General features: G+C 69.0%; 27 protein-coding genes. 23 read left to right on the plus strand and 4 right to left on the minus strand.

The annotated features are described in order from the left end of the window. The 10 genes from GVN21_RS18120 to GVN21_RS18165 all read left to right on the plus strand — a co-directional run. On the plus strand, window positions 1-322 hold a 322-nt coding region (locus GVN21_RS18120; protein WP_166576147.1), incomplete at its 5' end, for a PDZ domain-containing protein. Between the two features lie 109 nt (window positions 323-431). Continuing rightward, the gene (locus GVN21_RS18125) at window positions 432-1,103 is read left to right on the plus strand and encodes a response regulator transcription factor (protein WP_166576148.1); all 672 of its coding nucleotides are present in this window, start codon (window positions 432-434) and stop codon (window positions 1,101-1,103) included. A gap of 20 nt (window positions 1,104-1,123) precedes the next feature. Beyond that, the gene (locus GVN21_RS18130; RefSeq protein ID WP_166576149.1) at window positions 1,124-1,351 is read left to right on the plus strand and encodes a hypothetical protein; all 228 of its coding nucleotides are present in this window, start codon (window positions 1,124-1,126) and stop codon (window positions 1,349-1,351) included. Beyond that, window positions 1,348-1,671 (plus strand): type II toxin-antitoxin system RelE/ParE family toxin, encoded by a 324-nt coding sequence (locus GVN21_RS18135; RefSeq protein ID WP_166576150.1) that lies wholly within the window; start codon window positions 1,348-1,350, stop codon window positions 1,669-1,671. The genes GVN21_RS18130 and GVN21_RS18135 overlap by 4 nt, the downstream gene beginning before the upstream one ends. Further along, on the plus strand, window positions 1,671-3,074 hold the full coding sequence (locus GVN21_RS18140; RefSeq protein ID WP_166576151.1) for a HAMP domain-containing sensor histidine kinase: 1,404 nt from the start codon (window positions 1,671-1,673) through the stop codon (window positions 3,072-3,074). Before GVN21_RS18135 ends, GVN21_RS18140 begins: the two co-directional genes overlap by 1 nt. Continuing rightward, window positions 3,071-5,956: a bifunctional [glutamine synthetase] adenylyltransferase/[glutamine synthetase]-adenylyl-L-tyrosine phosphorylase gene (locus GVN21_RS18145; protein WP_166576152.1), complete on the plus strand. Its 2,886-nt coding sequence runs from the start codon at window positions 3,071-3,073 to the stop codon at window positions 5,954-5,956. Before GVN21_RS18140 ends, GVN21_RS18145 begins: the two co-directional genes overlap by 4 nt. Before the next feature lie 64 nt (window positions 5,957-6,020). After that, window positions 6,021-6,455 (plus strand): EF-hand domain-containing protein, encoded by a 435-nt coding sequence (locus tag GVN21_RS18150; RefSeq protein ID WP_166576153.1) that lies wholly within the window; start codon window positions 6,021-6,023, stop codon window positions 6,453-6,455. 56 nt (window positions 6,456-6,511) lie between these two features. Further along, window positions 6,512-7,060 carry an RNA polymerase sigma factor gene (locus tag GVN21_RS18155; RefSeq protein ID WP_166576181.1) on the plus strand — a complete coding sequence of 183 codons (549 nt, stop codon included), beginning with the start codon at window positions 6,512-6,514 and terminating at the stop codon, window positions 7,058-7,060. 4 nt (window positions 7,061-7,064) lie between these two features. Further along, a complete protein-coding gene (locus tag GVN21_RS18160; protein WP_166576154.1) occupies window positions 7,065-7,496 on the plus strand; it encodes a hypothetical protein in 432 nt (143 codons plus the stop codon). After that, entirely contained in the window at window positions 7,493-8,008 is a 516-nt protein-coding gene (locus GVN21_RS18165; protein WP_166576155.1) for a periplasmic heavy metal sensor, read from the plus strand. Before GVN21_RS18160 ends, GVN21_RS18165 begins: the two co-directional genes overlap by 4 nt. 12 nt (window positions 8,009-8,020) lie before the next feature. Here the strand turns inward: GVN21_RS18165 and GVN21_RS18170 are convergent, their stop codons facing one another. The 3 genes from GVN21_RS18170 to GVN21_RS18180 all read right to left on the minus strand — a co-directional run bounded on the left by GVN21_RS18170 (window position 8,021) and on the right by GVN21_RS18180 (window position 11,773). After that, on the minus strand, window positions 8,021-9,226 hold the full coding sequence (locus tag GVN21_RS18170; RefSeq protein ID WP_166576156.1) for an MFS transporter: 1,206 nt from the start codon (window positions 9,224-9,226) through the stop codon (window positions 8,021-8,023). Between the two features lie 37 nt (window positions 9,227-9,263). Further along, window positions 9,264-11,204: a S9 family peptidase gene (locus GVN21_RS18175; RefSeq protein ID WP_240903013.1), complete on the minus strand. Its 1,941-nt coding sequence runs from the start codon at window positions 11,202-11,204 to the stop codon at window positions 9,264-9,266. A gap of 92 nt (window positions 11,205-11,296) precedes the next feature. After that, a complete protein-coding gene (locus GVN21_RS18180) occupies window positions 11,297-11,773 on the minus strand; it encodes a hypothetical protein (protein ID WP_166576157.1) in 477 nt (158 codons plus the stop codon). A 387-nt stretch (window positions 11,774-12,160) separates the two neighbouring features. On the opposite strand from GVN21_RS18180, the gene GVN21_RS18185 reads away from it, so the two are divergent. From GVN21_RS18185 to GVN21_RS18240, 12 genes are all read left to right on the plus strand, one after another. After that, window positions 12,161-12,499: a RebB family R body protein gene (locus tag GVN21_RS18185; protein WP_166576158.1), complete on the plus strand. Its 339-nt coding sequence runs from the start codon at window positions 12,161-12,163 to the stop codon at window positions 12,497-12,499. Window positions 12,500-12,540: 41 nt separating this feature from the next. Next, the gene (locus tag GVN21_RS18190) at window positions 12,541-12,867 is read left to right on the plus strand and encodes a RebB family R body protein (RefSeq protein WP_166576159.1); all 327 of its coding nucleotides are present in this window, start codon (window positions 12,541-12,543) and stop codon (window positions 12,865-12,867) included. A gap of 110 nt (window positions 12,868-12,977) precedes the next feature. Beyond that, a complete protein-coding gene (locus GVN21_RS18195; RefSeq protein WP_166576160.1) occupies window positions 12,978-13,571 on the plus strand; it encodes a RebB family R body protein in 594 nt (197 codons plus the stop codon). Then, window positions 13,571-13,870 carry a hypothetical protein gene (locus tag GVN21_RS18200; RefSeq protein WP_166576161.1) on the plus strand — a complete coding sequence of 100 codons (300 nt, stop codon included), beginning with the start codon at window positions 13,571-13,573 and terminating at the stop codon, window positions 13,868-13,870. The genes GVN21_RS18195 and GVN21_RS18200 overlap by 1 nt, the downstream gene beginning before the upstream one ends. A gap of 10 nt (window positions 13,871-13,880) precedes the next feature. Further along, a complete protein-coding gene (locus GVN21_RS18205) occupies window positions 13,881-14,150 on the plus strand; it encodes a RebB family R body protein (protein ID WP_166576162.1) in 270 nt (89 codons plus the stop codon). Window positions 14,151-14,152: 2 nt separating this feature from the next. Then, entirely contained in the window at window positions 14,153-14,494 is a 342-nt protein-coding gene (locus tag GVN21_RS18210; RefSeq protein WP_166576163.1) for a RebB family R body protein, read from the plus strand. A gap of 20 nt (window positions 14,495-14,514) precedes the next feature. Continuing rightward, window positions 14,515-14,748 carry a RebB family R body protein gene (locus GVN21_RS18215; protein ID WP_166576164.1) on the plus strand — a complete coding sequence of 78 codons (234 nt, stop codon included), beginning with the start codon at window positions 14,515-14,517 and terminating at the stop codon, window positions 14,746-14,748. Window positions 14,749-14,757: 9 nt separating this feature from the next. Continuing rightward, window positions 14,758-15,135, plus strand: coding sequence for a hypothetical protein (locus GVN21_RS18220; RefSeq protein WP_166576165.1), 378 nt, complete (start codon window positions 14,758-14,760; stop codon window positions 15,133-15,135). Window positions 15,136-15,151: 16 nt separating this feature from the next. Then, window positions 15,152-15,469 (plus strand): hypothetical protein, encoded by a 318-nt coding sequence (locus GVN21_RS18225; RefSeq protein WP_166576166.1) that lies wholly within the window; start codon window positions 15,152-15,154, stop codon window positions 15,467-15,469. Between the two features lie 3 nt (window positions 15,470-15,472). Next, the gene (locus GVN21_RS18230; protein WP_166576167.1) at window positions 15,473-15,727 is read left to right on the plus strand and encodes a hypothetical protein; all 255 of its coding nucleotides are present in this window, start codon (window positions 15,473-15,475) and stop codon (window positions 15,725-15,727) included. After that, a complete protein-coding gene (locus tag GVN21_RS18235; protein WP_166576168.1) occupies window positions 15,724-16,050 on the plus strand; it encodes a hypothetical protein in 327 nt (108 codons plus the stop codon). Before GVN21_RS18230 ends, GVN21_RS18235 begins: the two co-directional genes overlap by 4 nt. Window positions 16,051-16,251: 201 nt before the next feature. Next, complete coding sequence (locus tag GVN21_RS18240) at window positions 16,252-16,971, plus strand: sigma-70 family RNA polymerase sigma factor (protein ID WP_166576169.1); 720 nt, start codon at window positions 16,252-16,254, stop codon at window positions 16,969-16,971. 5 nt (window positions 16,972-16,976) lie between these two features. On the opposite strand, the gene infC is transcribed toward GVN21_RS18240, so the two are convergent. Continuing rightward, window positions 16,977-17,465 (minus strand): translation initiation factor IF-3, encoded by a 489-nt coding sequence (infC, locus tag GVN21_RS18245; RefSeq protein ID WP_205690166.1) that lies wholly within the window; start codon window positions 17,463-17,465, stop codon window positions 16,977-16,979. Window positions 17,466-17,802: 337 nt separating this feature from the next. Between infC and GVN21_RS20620 the strand changes: the two genes are divergently transcribed. Then, a complete protein-coding gene (locus GVN21_RS20620; RefSeq protein WP_205690167.1) occupies window positions 17,803-18,702 on the plus strand; it encodes a BON domain-containing protein in 900 nt (299 codons plus the stop codon). The last annotated feature ends 29 nt before the right edge of the window (window positions 18,703-18,731 follow it).

Consider the following 18,731-nt stretch of genomic DNA (forward strand, 5'->3'; position numbering starts at 1 on the left):
GGCCAAGCCCGGCGCCACCGCCCCGGCCACGCCGCGCCCGGTCGTGCTCGGCATGTCCATCGGCCCGCTCGATGAGGCGACCAAGACGCGTCTGGGCGTCAACGGCGGGGTTTTGGTCGAGAACGTCCGCGCCGACTCCGACGCGGCCGAACAGGGCCTGCGTCGCGGCGTGGTGATCACCAGCGTCAACGACCGGCCGGTCAACTCGGCCGCCGATGTTTCGGCCCTGGTCGATTCGGCGCGCAAGGCCGGCCGCACCGGCGTCCTGCTGAATGTCCGCCTGGCCGGTCAGCAGGCCTCGATCGTCGTCAAATTGAACTAGAGGCCGACCCGGCCTCACCCAGGTTCCCGCGTTGATTGCGCGGGACCCGCTTGTTCGGTAGCAAAGGACATCGGGCATCCGCCCGGTGTCCTTTCTGCTGAGTGGCGGCATGCGAATCCTGATCATCGAAGACGACCTGGAAGCCGCCGAGGCGATGCGCCGCGGCCTGGGAGAGGCCGGCTATGAGTGCGAGCACGCCTCGGACGGCGAATTGGGCCTGGACGCCGCCCGCGCCGGGGGGTTCAACGTGCTGATCGTCGACCGGATGATGCCCAAGCGGGACGGGGTCAGCGTCGTAGAGACCCTTCGCCGCGAGGGTGACGCCACTCCAGTGCTGTTCCTTTCGGCCCTCGGCGAGATCGACGACCGCGTGGTCGGGCTGAAGGCCGGCGCCGACGACTATCTGGTCAAGCCTTACGCCTTCCCCGAGCTGATCGCCCGGGTCGAGGCCCTGTCGCGCCGCCGCGAGACCGGCGCCGTTTCGACCACCCTGAAGGTCGGCGAACTGGAAATGAACCTCCTGACCCGCGAGGTGCATCGCTCCGGCAAGGAGGTCGACCTGCAGCCCCGGGAGTTCCAGCTGCTGGAGTTCCTGATGCGCCACGCCGGCCAGTCGGTGACCCGCACCATGCTGCTGGAGAAGGTCTGGGAATACCACTTCGACCCCCAGACCAACGTCATCGATGTCCACATCTCCCGCCTGCGCTCCAAGATCGACAAGGGCTTCGACCGGGCCATGCTGCAGACGGTGCGCGGGGCCGGGTACCGGCTCGATCCGTAGGGGTGTGGTAGGATGGTTCGATGACGTCCGATCCTGAAAATCCGCCCCAGGGCATGGCAGAAGAGGCGACCGCTTTCGAGGGGTGGGAGGACGCATTTATCGCGCGCAACCGCGTGGCCATCAATCACCTGCTGGAAGAAGCGTACGAGGATGTCCGAGAGGGCCGCGAGGTCAAATGGGATGTCGAGGATGCAATCCGGCGGAACCGCCTGCGCTATGAGGAATACTTGGCAAACCGGCGCTCTTGACCGACCACATGTTGGAGGCCGAAATCCGCTTCACCGAGACCGCGCAGCAAGAGCTGGACGAGCTGGGTCTCTGGATCACCATCGAGACAGGACCACACGCTGCGGACGGGGTCTTGAGACGGATCAACAGGGCGCTCCAGAACCTTGCGACCTTTCCGGAGATGGGCCCCGTTCGGTCTGACTTGATCGGATCGCCGCGAACGTTTTCATTGTCGCCTTGGCTGGTGCTCTACGAACCGCTCACCGACATCAGGGGCATTCGGATTCTTAGGGTGTTGGACGGCAGACGCGACATTCAACGGCTGCTTGGACGAGATTGATGAGACTCCCCCGCTTCGTCCGCACCACCACCTTCCGCCTGACCCTGCTGTTCCTGGCCCTGTTCGCGGGAGCGGCGGCCGCCTTCCTCGGCTACATCTATGTCGCCACGGCCGGTGAGGTGAGCCGTCGGGCCGACGCCGAGATCGTGCGGGAGATGAACTCGCTGGAGGCGACCTACCGCCAGGGCGGGGTGGATGGGCTGAACACCGCCATCATCGAGCGGGCGGCGGGCGAGCGACCCTACCTCTACCTGCTGATGGACAAGGCGGGCAACCGGCTGAGCGGCACCATCCCCGAATCGCCGATCGAGGAGACCGAGCGCGGGGAGAACTGGGCCCGCTTCACCCTGACCGACACCGATGCGGACGGGGCGGAGGTTCGCCGCCCGGCGCGCGGAGTGCAGGAGCGACTGTCGGGCGGCGAGATCCTGTTCGTCGGGGCCGACGTCGGCGAGAGCGAGGCCTTCGTGGTCGGAATCGCCCGCGCGCTCTGGGGCGCCGGGGCCTTGATCATCATCCTGGGGCTGGCCGGCGGCATCCTGGTCAGCCGCAATGTCGCCCGCCACATGCTAGGCCTGACCGAGGCGGTCGATGCTGTGCGCGGCGGCGACCTGAGGGCCCGTGTCAGGGTGCGCGGCGTGCGCGACGAATATGACGAACTGGCCGAGGGGCTGAACGACATGCTCGACCGGCTGGAGCAGTCGATGGGCGGCCTGCGCCACGCCGGCGACGCCATCGCCCACGACCTGCGCTCCCCGCTCACCCGCCTGCGGGCGCGGCTCGAGGCCGGGCTGATCGAGGTCGAGAACGGCAAGGGCGATCCCACCCAGGCCCTGGAGCAGGCCCTGGTCGACGCCGACAACGTGCTGGCTACCTTCAACGCCGTGCTGGCCATCGCCCGCCTGCAGGCCGCCGGCCGCATTCCCGATCCCAAACCCTTTGACCCCGGCGCGCTGGCCAACGACATGGCAGAGCTCTACGAGGCCGTCTGCGAGGATAAAGGCCTGGATTTCAAGGCGGAACTGACCCCGCGCCTGACGGTGAACGGGGCCCGCGAGATCCTGGCCCAGGCCCTGGCCAACATCCTGGACAACGCCATCAAGTATACGCCGGAGGGCGGGGCGGTCATGTTGCGGGTGCGCCGGCGATCCTCGGGCGAGGTCGAGTTCTCGGTTACCGACACCGGCCCTGGTGTGCCCGAGGAGGACCGCGCCCGCGTGGTTCAGCGCTTCGTGCGGCTGGAGAACAGCCGCAGCGAGCCGGGCTCTGGCCTGGGCCTGTCGCTGGTCGCCGCCGTGGCCGAGGCGCATGGCGGCCGTCTCGAGCTCTCCGAAGGCCCCGGCGCCATCGACGGCTATGGTCCGGGCCTGCGGGTGGCCCTGGTGCTGCCGAGGCCGGAATGACCGCACTCGGACCTCGGCTGGCCCCCTGCGGGCCGGTTGTGGATGCAAAACACGCCGCCCGCACCCGCGAGATCGTCGAGGGCGACCTTGGCGTCGGCGCCCTGGATGCGGTCTGGCCGGCGCTCGAGCCGCTGCTCGGCGCCTCGCCATACCTATCGGGCCTGATCCGTCGCCGGCCCGCCGTGCTGCAGGACATCCTGGCGGACGACCCCGAGGTCCGTCTCGACAGCCTGCTCGAGGCCGCCCGAGCCCAGGCCGCCGAACCTGACCCGGCGGCCGCCGGCAAACGCCTGCGACAGCTGAAGGCGGAGCTGCACCTGCTCTGCGCCCTGGCTGATGTCGGCGGGGTCTGGGACCTGGACGCGGTGACCGGCGCCCTGTCGCGGTTTGCCGACGCGGCCCTGGAGGCGGCGCTGGTCCAGGCGGCGCGGGCCGAGGTGGAGCGCGGGCGGCTGACGAGGGTGGGGGAGGGAGAGCGAGGTCCGGTCCCCGGTCTCTTCTGCCTGGCCATGGGCAAGCACGGGGCGTTCGAACTCAACTACAGCAGCGACATCGACATTTCGGTCTTTTACGAGCCCGATCAGTTGCCACTTGCTGACACGGCGGAACCGGCGGATGTCGCCGTCCGGATCACCCAGGGCGTCGCCCGGATACTGCAGGATCGCACCGCCGATGGGTACGTCTTCCGGGTCGATCTGCGCCTGCGCCCGGACCCTTCATCGACCCCGCCAGCTGTGCCCGTCCCGGCCGCCTTCGCCTACTACGAGAGCGTCGGCCAGAACTGGGAGCGGGCGGCCTTCATCAAGGCGCGGGTCGCGGCCGGGGACCGGCTGGCGGGCCACGGCTTCCTCGATGAGCTGCAGGCCTTCATCTGGCGGCGCAACCTGGACTTTGCGTCGATCGCCGACATCCATTCGATCAAGCGGCAGATCCACGCCCACAAGGTCGACGAGCGGCTGACCGCCGCCGGCGCCGACCTCAAGCTTGGCCGGGGCGGCATCCGCGAGGTGGAGTTCTACGTCCAGACCCAGCAGCTGATTCTCGGCGGTCGCCAGCGGGCCCTGCGCTCACCGCGCACTCTCGATGCACTGGCTGAGTTGGAGGCCCATGGCCATGTGACGCCGGAGGCGGCGGCGCTCATGCGGGAGGCCTACATCCAGCTGCGGGCGCTCGAACACCGGGTGCAGATGATCGCCGACGAGCACACCCACAAACTGCCAGAAGCGCCGGGCGAGCGGGCGCGGGTCGCGGCGCTGTGGGGGCACGGCTCGGTCAAGGCGTTCGACGCGGCGGTCGGCAAGATCCTCAAGGGGGTCAACGCCACCTATGGCGAGCTGTTCAAGGGCGAGGAGCCGCTCAGCTCGCGGTTCGGCAGCCTGATCTTCACCGGCGTCGAGGACGACCCCGAGACCCTGGCCACCCTCAAGCGGATGGGCTTCGACGACCCGGCGGCGGTGTCGGGGGCCATCCGGGGCTGGCACCACGGCCGCATCGGCGCGACCCGCACCGAGCGGGGGCGCGAGCTGTTCACCCGGATGGCGCCGCGCCTGCTGGAGGCCGCCCACGCCACCGGCGCGCCCAACGCCGCCTTCCGCCGGTTCGGCGACTTCTTCGAGCGGCTGAGTTCGGGGGTCCAGGTCCAGTCCCTGTTCCTGGCCCAGCCCAAGCTGTTCGAGCTCATCGTCCAGGTGATGGCTTTCGCACCTCAGCTCGCCCAGACCCTGGCGCGGCGACCGGCCGCGCTTGATGCGTTGCTTGATCCCAGCTTCTTCGCGCCGTTCGAGGGCGGGCAGGGCGCACAGGCTTTCGACAGCGCCCTGGCGGCGGCCGAGGGGTTTGAGGCTGCGATGGATGCGGCCCGGCGGGTGCACCGCGAACAGGCCTTCCGCATCGGGGTGCAGGTGATCGGGGGCACGGCCACCGCAGCCGACGCCGGCGGCGGATTTGCCGACCTGGCCGACCTCTGTATCGCCGGCCTCGCGCCAGCGGCCCTGGCCGAGACGGTGCGGCAGGGCGGCGCCTTCCCGGGCGAGGTGGCGGTCATCGCGCTCGGCAAATGCGGCGGGCGGGAGATGACTGCCCGCTCCGACCTGGACCTGATGACCCTGTACCGGGCCAGCGAACCGGCGGCCATGTCGGCCGAGCGCGGCTGGGGGGCGGAGACCTTCTACGGCCGCTTCACCCAGCGCCTGATCGCCGCCCTGTCGGCGCCGACCGGCGAGGGCGGCCTCTACGAAGTGGACATGCAGCTGCGTCCCACCGGCAGCAAGGGGCCGGTGGCGGTCAGCATGGCGGCCTTCAACGCCTACTACGAGCGCGAGGCCGAGACCTGGGAGATGCTGGCCTTGACCCGCGCCCGTGTCGCCTGGGCCAGTTCGCCGGCCTTCGCCGCCGATTGCGAGGCGGCGCTGGAGACGGCTCTGCGCCGGCCTCGGGATCGGGCGCGCACCGCCGCCGATGTGCGGGAGATGCGCAAACTGATGGAGGACGAGCGTCCACCCAGCGGCCCCTGGGACCTCAAGCTTGGTCCCGGCGGCCTGGTCGATATCGAGTTCGCCGCCCAGTTCCTGCAGCTGGCCGGCGCCGCCGGCGGCGGCCCTCTGCGCCAGAACACCGGCGAAGCCTTGGCCGCGCTGGCCGAGACCGGCGCGGCGGATATCGGAACCCTGCAGACGCTGGAGAAGGCCTGGCGCATGCAGCAGGACCTGAGCCAGCTGCTCAAAGTGGCGCTGGAGGACGGCGCCGATCCGGAGGCCGAGCCCAAGGCGCTCAAGGCCCTGCTGGCCCGGGCGGGCGGCGCCAGGGACTTCAAGGCGCTCAAGACCGCCCTGGCCCAAGCCCAACGCCAGGCGCGGGCCGCCTACGAGGCTGTCGTCCGCTGACCGACGGAACCTCAGGCGCCCGTCGTTGAAGCTGCGGGGCGTGAACCTGAGGAGATTTCCACCGATGAAAACCTACCTGATCGCCGGCGCCATGCTGGCCCTGTCCGCCGGCGTCGCCTGCGCCCAGCCGGCCAAGGGCGCCGCTCGCATGGATTCGAACGGCGACGGCAAGGTGAGCCTGGCCGAGTTCAAGACCGCCCGCTCCACCCAGATGATGCGCCTCGATGCGGATGGCGACGGCAAGGTCTCCAAGACCGAGTTCCAGGCCCGCGGCGCCAAGGCGGCCGAGAAGTCCGGCAAGGCCCCCAAGGGCGACGGCAGCCGCATGTTCAGCATGCTGGACGCCAACACCGACGGTTTCCTCGACAAGGCCGAACTGGCGAAGATGGCCGAGCGCCGCTTCGGCCGTATGGATGCGGATGGTGATGGTTCGCTGAGCGCCACTGAGCTTCAGGCCGCGCGCAAGGGCGCGGCGGGTATGATGGGTGGCGGCCGATAGCCTACTGTCCCCGGAGGCGGCCAGGACGGGGCCGCCAATGGGAACCGGTGCGAGACTTGACGCTGAGCGGCGATCCGGACGAGGCGCTTGTGGCGCGGGTGGGGCGCGGCGACCATGCCGCGGTCCAGACGCTGGTCGCGCGCAAGCTGCCGCGCATGCTCCAGCTCGCCCAGCGGATGCTGAACGACGCGGCCGAGGCCGAGGACGTCGCCCAGGAAGTGTTTGTCCGGGCCTGGAAACAGGCCCCCAACTGGAAGCCGGGCGGGGCGCGGTTCGACACCTGGCTGCACCGGGTGGCGCTGAACCTCTGCTACGACCGCCTGCGCCGCCGCCGCGAACAGACGATGGCCGAGCCCCCGGAACAGGTGGACACCGGCCCCGCCCCCGACCGGGGCCTGCTGGCGCGGGACACCGGGGTGCGGGTCACCGCCGCGCTTGGCGCGCTGCCGGACCGCCAGCGCGAGGCGGTGGTGCTGTGCCACTACCAGGATCTGGGGAATATCGAGGCCGCCTCGCTGATGGGAGTCAGCGTCGAGGCCCTGGAAAGTCTGTTGTCCCGTGGTCGGCGGGCCTTGCGCGCCGCCCTCGCGGACCTGAGAGAATGAGACGATGAGCGCCATGGACGCACAACGGTTCGAAACCCTTGCCGAGGCCCACGGCGGCCTGATCACCCGCTGGCCGGCCGCCGAGCAGGACGCCGCCTACGCCTGGCTGGCCGAGGCGCCGGAAGCCGCCCAGGCGGTGCTGTCCCAGGCCCTGGCCCTGGATGAGGCGCTCGACGTCCTGCGCCCGCCCAGCCCCTCGACCGCTCTGCGCGACGCCGTCCTGGCCGCCGCCCCGGCCCCGGCGCGGCCCCGGACCCTGGCCCGCTGGCTTACCGGCGCCGGCATCGGCGCTGCCCTGGCGGCGGCCAGCGCGGCAGGCGTCGTGGTCGGGGTGCAGGTTGCGCAGGCCCCGACCGAGGCCTCGTCCGAGGCCGCCGTGGCGGTGGCCGTCGAGGACGACTGGATCCTGCTGCCCGACGGGGAGAACCAGTCGTGAAGTCGCGGAGCCTGATCATCGCCCTGGTCGTCTCGGTGGCCCTGAACCTGTTCCTGGGCGGGCTGATCGTCGGCGGCTCGGTGGTCGCCCGCCGCCTCGCCGACCTGCAGCCGCCGCCGGCCGCCGGCCAGCGCCTGCCCCTGTGGCGGGCTGCCGACGACCTGCCGCCGCCCAAGCGTCGCGCCTATCGCCAGATGTTCCGCCAGGCCGCCCTGGAAACCCGCGAACCGGTCCTGCAGTCGCGCGCCCTCCGCCGCGATGCGATCGCTGCGCTGGAAAGCCCCGGCTATGACGCCGAGGCGGCGGTGGCCGCCATGGGCCAGGCGCGGGCGAAAGATATGGAGGCCCGCAGCGAAGTCGAGGCTCGGATCATGCGCTTCGCCGCCACCCTGACCCCGGACGAGCGCAAGCTGCTGGCGGCCGGTCTGCGCCGCGCCCTGGCGGGTCAGCTGCGGGATCCGGGGATGCCGGGCCAAAGGCGGCGTGGGCCGCCGCCGGGCGAGGCGCCTTAGGCGCTCCCCGCCCTAAGCGCTGCGCCGCACCGCCTTCGATACCCGCCAGGCCATGAACAGGGCGGGTACGCACAGGCCCGCCGCCACGGCGAACGGGGCGCTGGGTCCCACCTTGGTGAACAGCGGCGCGGCCATGAGCGGTCCGACGACCCGCGCCAGGGCGCCGGCCGCGCTGTTGAGGCCCAGCATCTCGCCCTGGCGGTCGGCCGAGGCGGCCTTGGAGATGATCGCCCCGATGTTCGGGAAGGCCAGAGACTGGCCCATGGCCACGGTCACCATGCCCATCACCGCCAACGGCCAGTGGACCCCGACCAACGGCTGCATGGCGAAGCCAAGGCCGATCAGCACCAGGCCGGCGATAAGGGTCGCTGGCTCTCCGAACCGCCGGGCGCTCCAGCCGGCCAGCAGGCCCTGGGCGAAGGTGGCGGTCAGGGCGATGCCGAGGAAACAGAAGCCGATCTGCTGGGGGCCCCAGCCGAACTGCTGCCTGGCCCAGAGGCCGAACGTCGCCTCCATGGCGGCGAACCCGGCAATGGCGATCAGCGAAACCAGCATCACCCGCCAGATCACCGGATGGGCCATGGCCTCGCTCAAGCCCTCGAACCGTCCCCGCCGCGGGGCGTCGGAATGCACCTGCCGCGTCTCGCGCACGAACAGCACCACGCCCAGCCCGGCGGTCGTGGCCAAGCCGGCGGCCAGCAGGAGCGGTAGCCGAAAGCCCGCCAAGCCCAGGCTTTCGTCGGCCAGCAGCCCGCCCAGCGCCGGCCCGGTCAGGAAGCCCAGGCTGAACGAAGCGCCCATCAACCCGAGCCGACCGGCCCGCTTCTCCGGCGGGGTGATGTCGGCCATGTAGCCCTGGATGGTCGAGATGTTGCCGGTCAGGATGCCGCCGACGAAGCGGATTCCCATCGCCACCCACAGGTCCGGGGCGAAGGCCAAAGCCACGTAGGTGGCCGCATTGCCGAAGATGGTGAGCATCAGGACGGGGCGCCGCCCGATCCGGTCCGACAGCTTCCCCCAGATGGGCTCGGCGAAGAAGTTGCCCAGGCTGTAGGCCGAGAACAGCACGATCACCTGCCAGGCCGGCGCCCCGAACGCGGAGGCGTAGAAGGGCAGCAGCGGGATCACGACCCCAAACCCGGCGATGTTGATGAACACCACCGTCAGCAGGATGACGAGCGCGCGGTTGTCCTGCGTGGGAGCGGCCGGGTGCGACATCAGGCGGCTCTACGCCTGCGATCCGGCGGCGGCAACGTCAGTTCGGCGGATTGTGCTTCTCGAGGAAGGCCACAGTGGCTTCCAGCATCTGCAGGCGGGTGGCGCCGCGTGACATCCAGTGGTCCTCGCCCTTGAGGGTAACGAGTTCGGTGGTCTTGCCGGCGCGGCGCAGGGCGTCGTGCATCATCTGGCTCTGTTCATAGAGCACCACGGTGTCGTCCTTGCCGTGGATCAGAAGCACCGGGATATCGACCTTTGCCACATGGGTGATTGGCGAGATCGCCGCCAGGTCCGGGTCGCGCCGGCCTTCCACCCCCATGAACCGCGCCCAATAGCGCAGGCGATCATTGATGCGGCCGCCGGTCTCCCGCGCCTCGGTGGTCATGAACCGGCGCAGGTCCGACAGCCCGGCCACCGCCACGGCGCAGCGATAGACGCCGGGATCAAGGGTCGCGCCGGCCAAGGCCGCGTAGCCTCCATAGCTGGACCCGACGATGCAGACCCGCTTGGGATCGACCAGCCCCTGGCCGACCAGGTGACGCACCCCATCGGAGAGGTCGGTCTGCATTTTTCGGCCCCACTCGCCGTATCCGGCCTCCAGGAACCGCCGGCCGAACCCGTCCGAGCCCCGGAAGTTGGGCTGCAGCACCGCATAGCCGCGCGAGGCCAGGGCCTGGGCCTTCCAGTCGAAACCGGGTTCGTCCCGCGCCGCCGGCCCACCATGCGGCAGCACCACCAGCGGCAGGTTCTTGGGATCACGGCCGCGCGGCAGGGTCAGGTAGCCGGTGAGCTCCAGCCCGTCGGCGGCCTTGTATTTCACCGGCCGGACCTCGGCGATGTCCTCAGGCTTGAGCCCATTGTAGACCGAGCCGATCAGATCGGCCTTCTTGGTCTCCATATCGACCAACACATAGCTGGGCCCGGAGGCCGGATCCTCGACCCGCACCACCAGCTTGCGTCGATCGTCGGTCCAGGACACCAGCCGGACGTGCCGTCCGACATAGGCCTTGGTGATCCCGCGCCAAACGGCCTGATCCTTGGCGTCGAAGAAGTCGTAGCGGACCTCGTCGCCGTCCAGCTCCCAGACGCCGACCAGCGCCTGGCTGACCGGGTGGCGGATCATCCCCTCGAAGGACGGCAACTGCACCTCGCGGGCCGGCGAGCCGTCGGCGGGATATTCCTTGAAGCTGCGTCGCTCGGTGACCGGATCGCGCACCACCAGCAGCACCGATGTCCCATCCTTGCCCAGGCCCCCGAGGTAGGGCCTGGTCAGCGGCGCGGTGCGACTGTCGACGACCTCCCAGCGCTTGTTGCGCAGCAGGCGCAGGCTCCATTCGCCTGTTTCGGAATCGTATTCGGTCTGGGCCAGCACCGCGCCGTCGGCGCCCACCACCCAGTCGCTGGTGTTCTGCCGACCCTGTTCATACACCTTGGTCGCGCCGTTGGAGAGCTTGATCGAGAACAGGCTGTTGCGGCCCCGCTCACCCCCGGCCCAATGCACCCCCTCGACGATCACGTGCGGCTCGCCGTTCAGCATCCTTACCAGCGGCGGGCCGATGACCACGTTCATGGAGTCCGGCGCCCTGTCCATCAGCAGCCGGCTCTTGCGCGAGCCCAGGTCGTAGGCCAGCACCTGGAAGTACTCGCGGCGAGGGCCGGTCAGGCCGGCGACATGCTGGGTGGTCGAGATGGTGATCAGGAGATGGCCGCGGGTCGCCCACTGGATTTCCCGCACCTTCTGGTCGCCGGCGTCGAGGGTCGCCAGCGACGTCCCCGTCCCCAGCTCGCGGATCATCACCAGCCGCTTGTCGCCGGAGGTGACGGCATAGGCCATCATCGTCCCGTCAGGCGAGATCTGCGCGTCCTCGATCATCGGCAACCGGCCGTAGGTCGCCAGGGGCGCGGCGGGCGCAACGGCCGGCCAAAGCAGAAGAAGCAGCGCCGTCATGGCGCCCAGCAGACTGGAAACTCGCGACATCTCACGCCCCCGACCCGAACACGGCCGGGCTGGATCATAGCGGCGCGGTGGATCGAAAAAAGAGGGGGCGCCCCGTCTGGTTGAAAATTAGCCTAGCGCGCGACGTAGACGACCAGGCCGACTTCCTTCTCGATCCAGATGATCGTGTAGCCCATGCTTCCCATGCCCTCCAGGGTCCGGCCGTCGACGCAGATCCCGAGGCACAGCTTCTGCGCCGAGCTGTAGGGCTCGACCAGTTCCGTGATCTTGGTCTTGTCCTTGTTGAAGCCGGCGGCGAAGGCATAGGGGCTGTGGGGGCACTGGCACTTCAGCTCGACCACGATCCAGTCCGGCGCCCACTGGCTGGCGCCCTGGTTGATCAGCAGGTCGGCCTTCCGGTCGTCGCCAAACAGGTAGACTTCGCGTTCGACCGAATAGCTGGGGTCGATGCTGTTGATGTAGCCGGCGATCTCGGCCTGCGCCCATTCCTCCCAACCGCCTCTCAGCGGCCAGACGCGGCCGATGGCGGGCAGGGACTCTCGCGCCCATTGCTCCACGACCTGGACGAAGGTGTCGATGTTCATGATCATCGGAGGGGTTCCTTGGCTGGGGTTGGGTCCGGGCCGGGCCGGCGCGCCGGGTGCTGGGGCGCTGGGGGTCTGGCGAGGGACCGGTTCGCCGCGCGACCCGCGTAGCGCCCGCGCCTCCAACAGAGCGGCGACATACTTGCTGGCCCGCGACATCGCTGGTCCTCCGCCGACGCTTTTCCGAAGTGAATCGCGCCTGACGCAGATCAAGACGGGCCACGGCGGCAAACGTGAACGCCCGGCGGGTCATGGTAAAAAAACAACTAAGACGGGTTCACAAACTCGGCCCACGGGCGTCGTGGCTGTGGGGTCGCCTTGCTCGGGGCCAGCGATCCCCGATCAGAACGGCCTCGATCCCAACGGGCGGCACGCCCAGCGAAGGAGCTATCAATGGCTATCCCGACCCCGGTGAACGGTCAGATCACCGACGCCGTCACCCAGGCCAATGTGAAGGTTCTGGGCGACGCCCCGGCCATGGCCATGGGCGCGATCTATCAGTCGCTCGCCCATTCCACCGGCATCCTCTACGAAAACGCCACCTCGTCGCAGCAGCAGCTGGCCATCGCCGCCCAGGCCGCGACCAACCAGGGCGTCATCCAGATCTACAGCGTCGACACCATGGCCGGCGCCGTGGCGACCTCCAAGATCGCCCAGTCGGATGTGCCGGACAACATGCTGTCGCTGCTGACCGCGCTGCGCGCCGTCGGCCCCGGCTCGCAGGTCTCCTAAGCGCGCCGCCGCTTCAACCCACCTAACCATGAGGAACTGACATGGCTCTTCCGACCCCCGTCAACGGCATGATCACCGATGCCGTCACCCAGGCCAACGTCAAGGTGCTGGGCGACGCCCCGGCCATGGCGATGGGCGCGATCTACCAGTCGCTCGCCCACTCCACCGGCATTCTCTACGAGAACGCCGCCTCTTCCCAGCAGCAGCTGGCCATCGCCGCCCAGGCGGCGACCAACCAGGGCGTCATCCAGATCTACAGCGTCGACACCATGGCCGGCGCCGTGGCGACCTCGAAGATCGCCCAGTCGGATACGCCCGACACCCTGCTGTCCCTGCTGACCGCCCTTCGGGCCACCCAGGGCGTCTGATCGCAGGAGGCTGACGTCCGGCGCCGCCAGCGGGCGCCGGACGGGGAAGTGTGACCTGGCCGCGGTTCGGGCGCTGGCGCCGACCGCAGCGAATTCTCTGGAGACCGGCCATGGCGGACCAACCGCGCGACAAGAAGGCGAAGCAGGAGGCCGCGGCCCGCGCCGCGCGCCGGGCCGCCGCCGAACGCCTGGCCAAGGAACAGAAAGAGCGCGAGCGCCGCCGTGAGAAGATCCTCGAGGACGAGGAAAAGATCCTCGAGGACGAGGAAAAGATCCTCGAGGACGAGGAGGAGATCCTCGAGCTCGAGGACGAGATCCTGGCCAGCGAAATGCGCGCCGCCCGCGAGCGGGCCGAGCAGCGCCGCCGGGCTCGCCGCCAGCAGAAGAAGCCGGAGTTCGATAACTTCGAGGAGTATCTGCGCCTGACCATGGAGCTGTGCCGCGATCCGGCCACCGCGCCGATGGCCACCGCCGTGGCCGACGCCATGCTGTCGACCATCGCCGTGGGGCCCAGCTTCGCCGCCATGCAGAGCATGGTCGCCGCCAACCAGGCCAACGGGATCATGTACTACAACGCTGTCGCCAACCAGCAGATGGGCAACATCATCGGGATGGTGGCGACCATGAACTGCGTCCAGGTGCTGCTCGACAAGGACGGCCTTGTACCCTTCCCCGAATTCCCGGTGGCCGGGGGCGGTGTGTGATGACCGACGCCCCCCTGACCAACAGGCAGATCATGGACGCCCTGGCGATGCTCTGCGGCGCCTCGGTCTCCAACGCCGGCCTGGTGACCCTGTTGTCGTCCGCCGACGCCTTCGCCGCCCGGCTGCTGACCGCCAACCAGACGCAAGCGGCCCTGCACACCCTGCAGGTCCAGGCCCTGACCAACGCCCTGGTCGACCTGCGGGCCCCGCGCGAAGTGCGCGAGGTGCGCACCGCCGCCGCCGTCGGCTACGCGGCCGGCGCCAACAGCCTGCCGCCCGGCGCGCCGGTTGTGACCTGAAGGACCGACCATGGCCGACGACACCGTCAACTCACAGATCACCGACGCCGTCACCCAGACCAACGTCAAGGTTCTGGGCGAGGGGCCCGCCGAGGCGGTCGCCATGGCCGTTCAGGCGGTGGCCCACGCCACCAGCCTGTCGGCGGAAAGCGCCAGCCAGACCCAGGGCGGCATGCAGCAGATCACCAATGCGGCGGTCGGCGGCCTGATCACCCAGGTGATGAACATCGCCATGCCGGCCGCCGCCGCGCCCGCGCCCGTCCCTGAAGTGGTGATCTGACCATGGCCTATCCGACCCCGGTCAACAGCCAGATCACCGATGCGGTGACCCAGCAGAACATGGCGGTTCTGGGCTCGGCGCCGGCCATGGCGATGGGCTCGATCTACCAGAGCGCCGCCCACTCGATGGCGCTGGTCTTCCAGAACACCGTCCAGGCCCAGAAGCATGCCTCGATCTCCGCCCAGGCGGCGACCAACCAGGGCGTGATCCAGATCTATTCGGCCGGCTCGATGGGCGCCGCGATGGCGACCGGCAAGCTGGCCGCCATCCGCTCGCCCAGGGCGCCGGACCCGGCCAAGCAGCTGCTGACCGTCCTGCTCGCCGCCAAACTGTTGAACCTGTAGCTCGAAGGGGGATTTGAACCATGGCAGCCGACACGCCCGTCAATTCCCAGGTCACCGACGCGGTCACCCAGACCAACGTCAAGGTGCTGGGCGAGGCGCCCGCCCAGTCGATGGCCCTCGTCTACCAGAGCATGGCTCATTCCATCTCGCTGGCCATGCAGAACGCTCAGCAGGCGCAAGGCGGCCTGCAACAGATCGGCAACGCGGTCACCTCCAGCGCCGTGACCATGATCATGAACGCGGTGCAGAAGTAGGAGTGAGCCATGGCCGACAAGGTCAATCCCCAGATCGTCGACGCGGTCACCCAGTCGACCGAGTTCGCGCTTGGCTTCGCGGACCTGGGCACGCAGACGACGGTGGCCGACACCCGGATCTCCGCCGGCGGGGCGATCTCGTATGACAAGGCCGCCCAGGCGGCGGCCATCTCGGTCCAGGACGCCGCCGACTACCAGCGCAACATGCTGTCGATCAGCACCGCCGTGCAGGGCAAGGCGATGACCATGATCCTGGCCGGCGCCCCGCTGGAGGGGCCGGTGATCGCCTATGCGCTGGGCCTGGTCAGCTCCTTCGCCGCCCCGATCGCGGCGGCGGTGGCCGCCGAGTCCGTCACCCATGCCCTGAAAGATTTCCCGAAGGCCTGATGCAAGGAGAACAGCCATGAGCCATCGTTCGGAACGGCACAGCGAAGTGGATGCCGTGATTGATGAAGCCCGCGCCCTGGAGCGGGAAACCCTCGACGAGACCGCCGAGCTGGTCGCCGAGATCGACGGGGACGAGCCGATCGAGGAGCTGGACGACCGGGGACTCTACGTCCAGCTGCGCAAGCTGGTCGGGCTGGTGGTCGATCGTGGCTACAAGCTGCAGAACCCCCTGTGGAACAGCCCCTATGCGGTGCTGGCCAAGGAGATCACCGAGGAGTGCAACGACTGGCTGGATGACACCCGCCACCCGCAATGGGCGGCCAAGGAAGGCTGACCCATGGAGTCGTCCGGTCCGCCGCCCGCGCTGCCTGAATCGGAACTGGTCACCGCCGCCAAGCGGCTGGTCAGTGACATGTTCCGGCAGGTCGCCCTGCAGATGCCCGAGCTGGTCAAGCTGCAGGGCGGGCCGGCGGACAGCCCGATCCCACAGTTCACCGACGACATGCTCGTTCAGCTGCAGCTGCAGCTGGACCGGGCGCTCGGCTTGCCGGACCGGAAGCCGCCGTCGCGTGAGGACGAGCCGCCGCCGTGAGCGGCCCCGATCCCACCCATCTCTACGACGCCGTCTCCGACCAGAAGACCAAGATCGTGGACGGCTTCGCCGAACAGCGCGTCGCGCTCAAGCGCGCCGTGGAAGACCAGAGGTTGGCCGCCATGCCCGAGCATATGAGACAAGCTGCTCTCGGCCCCGCAGGTCAGGTCAGCGTCGAGATCGTGCAAATACTGCAGCAGATCATCGCGCGGGAAGTCACCCGTCAGTTGGAAATGGCCATCACCGCCATGATCGCCCAGGCAAACGCGGCGAAATCTGACGCTGCACCTGAGGCAGTTGGTCGCACATCCGGTGTAAACTAGGCCGGGACACCTAATTCAACCTGCATCGTTCACAAATCCCTAACCTTCGCGTCTAGCAAGTATCGAGGGCGATACAATCTGATCGCGAAATTCGGGGAATGCGCTTGTGCGGCGGAGGCCGCACCAGCTCGCGACTGCCCATCGAACCGTTGTGTGCGCGCCGCGGCGGCCGACCTCCGCGGAGCTCGGGAGCGTGTGCCGATGAATGTGGTGCGATTATTTCCGGTGGAGGATGGCCAGGGCGAGGAGGCCTGCGTCGAGCGCGCACCGACGCCACCCCAACCGGCCCTTGTCCGCCTGTCGCGTCGGCGGGGCCCCTCGCCCGTGGAGGTTCTGGCCGGGGCGGTGCGGCGGCCGGCCGGGCGGCTGACCCCGGCGGGGGTGATCGCCCGGGCGTTGGACCGGCCGGCCCCGATGGAGACCTTCTGGCCCATATGGCTGGCGCACCAGGACGCCCTGCGCAGCCGCAGCCTGCGCCTGTCGGGCGGTAACCGGGCCGACGCCGAGGACGCGCTGAGCAACGCCATGGTGCGCGCCGCCCAGGCCTTCGCCCGCCAACCAGTGCAGAACCCCGGCGCCTGGCTGCTGCGCATCCTCCACAACACCTGCATGGACCTTCACCGGCAGAACGCCGGCCGCGCCCCCATCGACGAGGATGCGCTCGACACACCGTCCGCCCGCGATCCCGCCTGGATGAAGCCTGAGCCCTCTCCGGAGGAGGCGCTGACCCTGTCGGAGCAGGATGACGCCTGGCGACGGGCGCTGGCCAGCCTGCCCCGCGCCCTGGTCGAGCCCCTGACTCTGCATCTGGACGAGTGGACGGACGACGAGATCGCCCGCCACCTGAAGATCAGCCGGGAGCTGGTGCGCAAGCGCCGGCAGAAGGCCAAGGAGCGCTTGCGCGAACTTCTACGATATTGAGCCGATCAGCGCGGCGCCAGGATCATGATCATCTGGCGGCCTTCCATCTTCGGCTCGTGCTCGACCTTGGCGACTTCATCGAAGTCGGCCTTGACCTTGTTGAGCAGCTTCATGCCGAGTTCGGGGTGGGCCATTTCCCGGCCGCGGAAGCGCAGGGTCACCTTGACCTTATCGCCTTCCTCGAAGAACCGGGTCATCGACTTGGCCTTGACCTCATAGTCGTGGATGTCGATGTTCGGTCGCAGCTTGATTTCCTTGAGCTCGACCACCTTCTGCCGCTTGCGGGCCTCGTTCTTCTTCTTCTGCTCCTGGAACTTGAACTTACCGTAGTCCAGGATCTTGCAGACCGGCGGATTGGCGTTGGGCACGATCTCGACGAGATCCAGGCCCGCTTCATCAGCCGCTTCCAGAGCGGCGGAGATGGGCATTTCGCCCTGCTTCTCACCGTTCTGGTCGATCAGAAGTACACGGGGAACGCGAATGTCTTCATTCATGCGCGGCCCGTCTTTCACGGGCGGCGTATTGTTGGGGCGGCGAATAGGCTTCTGCTCCGGTAGCTGTTTACGAGAAAAGACGCGGCGCGCGGTCGGCGTTCCGTGTCATTGCCTCGATATATGACCCCAAGGCCTTCGCGCCGCAAGTGAATGCGCGCAACAGTGGGGGCCTTCGCGCGGAGGCTATGTCGTCCGTCCGCCACAAGGCTCACGAACGCGCGACCGGGCCGGTTGTGATCGAAGTTCCCGGAACGGGCAGGGCGGGGCGGGGTTCTCGACGCCGAGGGGGTGCGCAATGGCGCGCCCCCTTTTGATTCAAAGCGTTGGGAGAACAGAGATGGCCAACTGGAACGAACGGGATCAGGACTGGCGCGGCGCCCGCGGCTGGCGGGAGAAGAGCGGCGCCCGCGGCGCTTTCGGCGAGCAGCGCTACGAGGGCGGACAGGACGCCGGCTACAGTCCCGGCGGCCCCGCCCAGGGCTATCGTCAGACCGACTATGGCGCCGGCTACGGCGAGGACCGCAGCTGGAACGCCGGCTCGCAATATGACCGCGACTCCGCCCGCCGGGATTATGGCGGCGATCAGCGCCGCTACGGCCAGGGCGGCGGCGACTATGAGCGCGGCCGCCAGGGCGACGAGCGCTACGGCAACCAGGGCCCTTCACGCCAAAGCTATGCAAGCCAAAGCTACAGCCGCGACGACGGCAGCCAGGGCGGCTATGGCGTCGAATGGTCCGACCGCGACAGCTACTCCAGCCGTGGCCAGGATTACGACCAGCGCACCAGCCGCTACCGTGACGACCACCTCGGCCGTGACCGGGCCGCCTATCGCAGCGACTACGGCCAGGGCCGGGGCGGCGGCTTCGGCGATCCCAACCCCTACGTCCAGGCGGCCACCGACGGCGAGACCCAGGGCGGCGTCCATCGCGGCCGCGGGCCCAAGGACTACAAGCGCTCCGACGACCGCATCCGCGAGGACGTCAACGACCGCCTGACCGACGACGCCCACATCGACGCCTCCGGCATCCAGGTGGCGGTGAAGGATGGTGAAGTCACGCTCAGCGGCACGGTCGAGAACCGGTTTGCCAAGCGCCACGCGGAGGACCTTGCCGAGCGCATCTCCGGGGCCAGGCATGTGCAGAACAATCTGCGGGTCCAGGAGGCCTCCAGCCGCTGGGATCAGGGACAGGCCGACACCACGACGCCGACCACTCGAGGGTCAACGATCCTGAGCTGATTGAGGACGGCTGAACCGGAGGGGACCGC

It is taken from the genome of Caulobacter sp. SLTY, assembly GCF_009905535.1.
GTDB lineage: Bacteria > Pseudomonadota > Alphaproteobacteria > Caulobacterales > Caulobacteraceae > Caulobacter.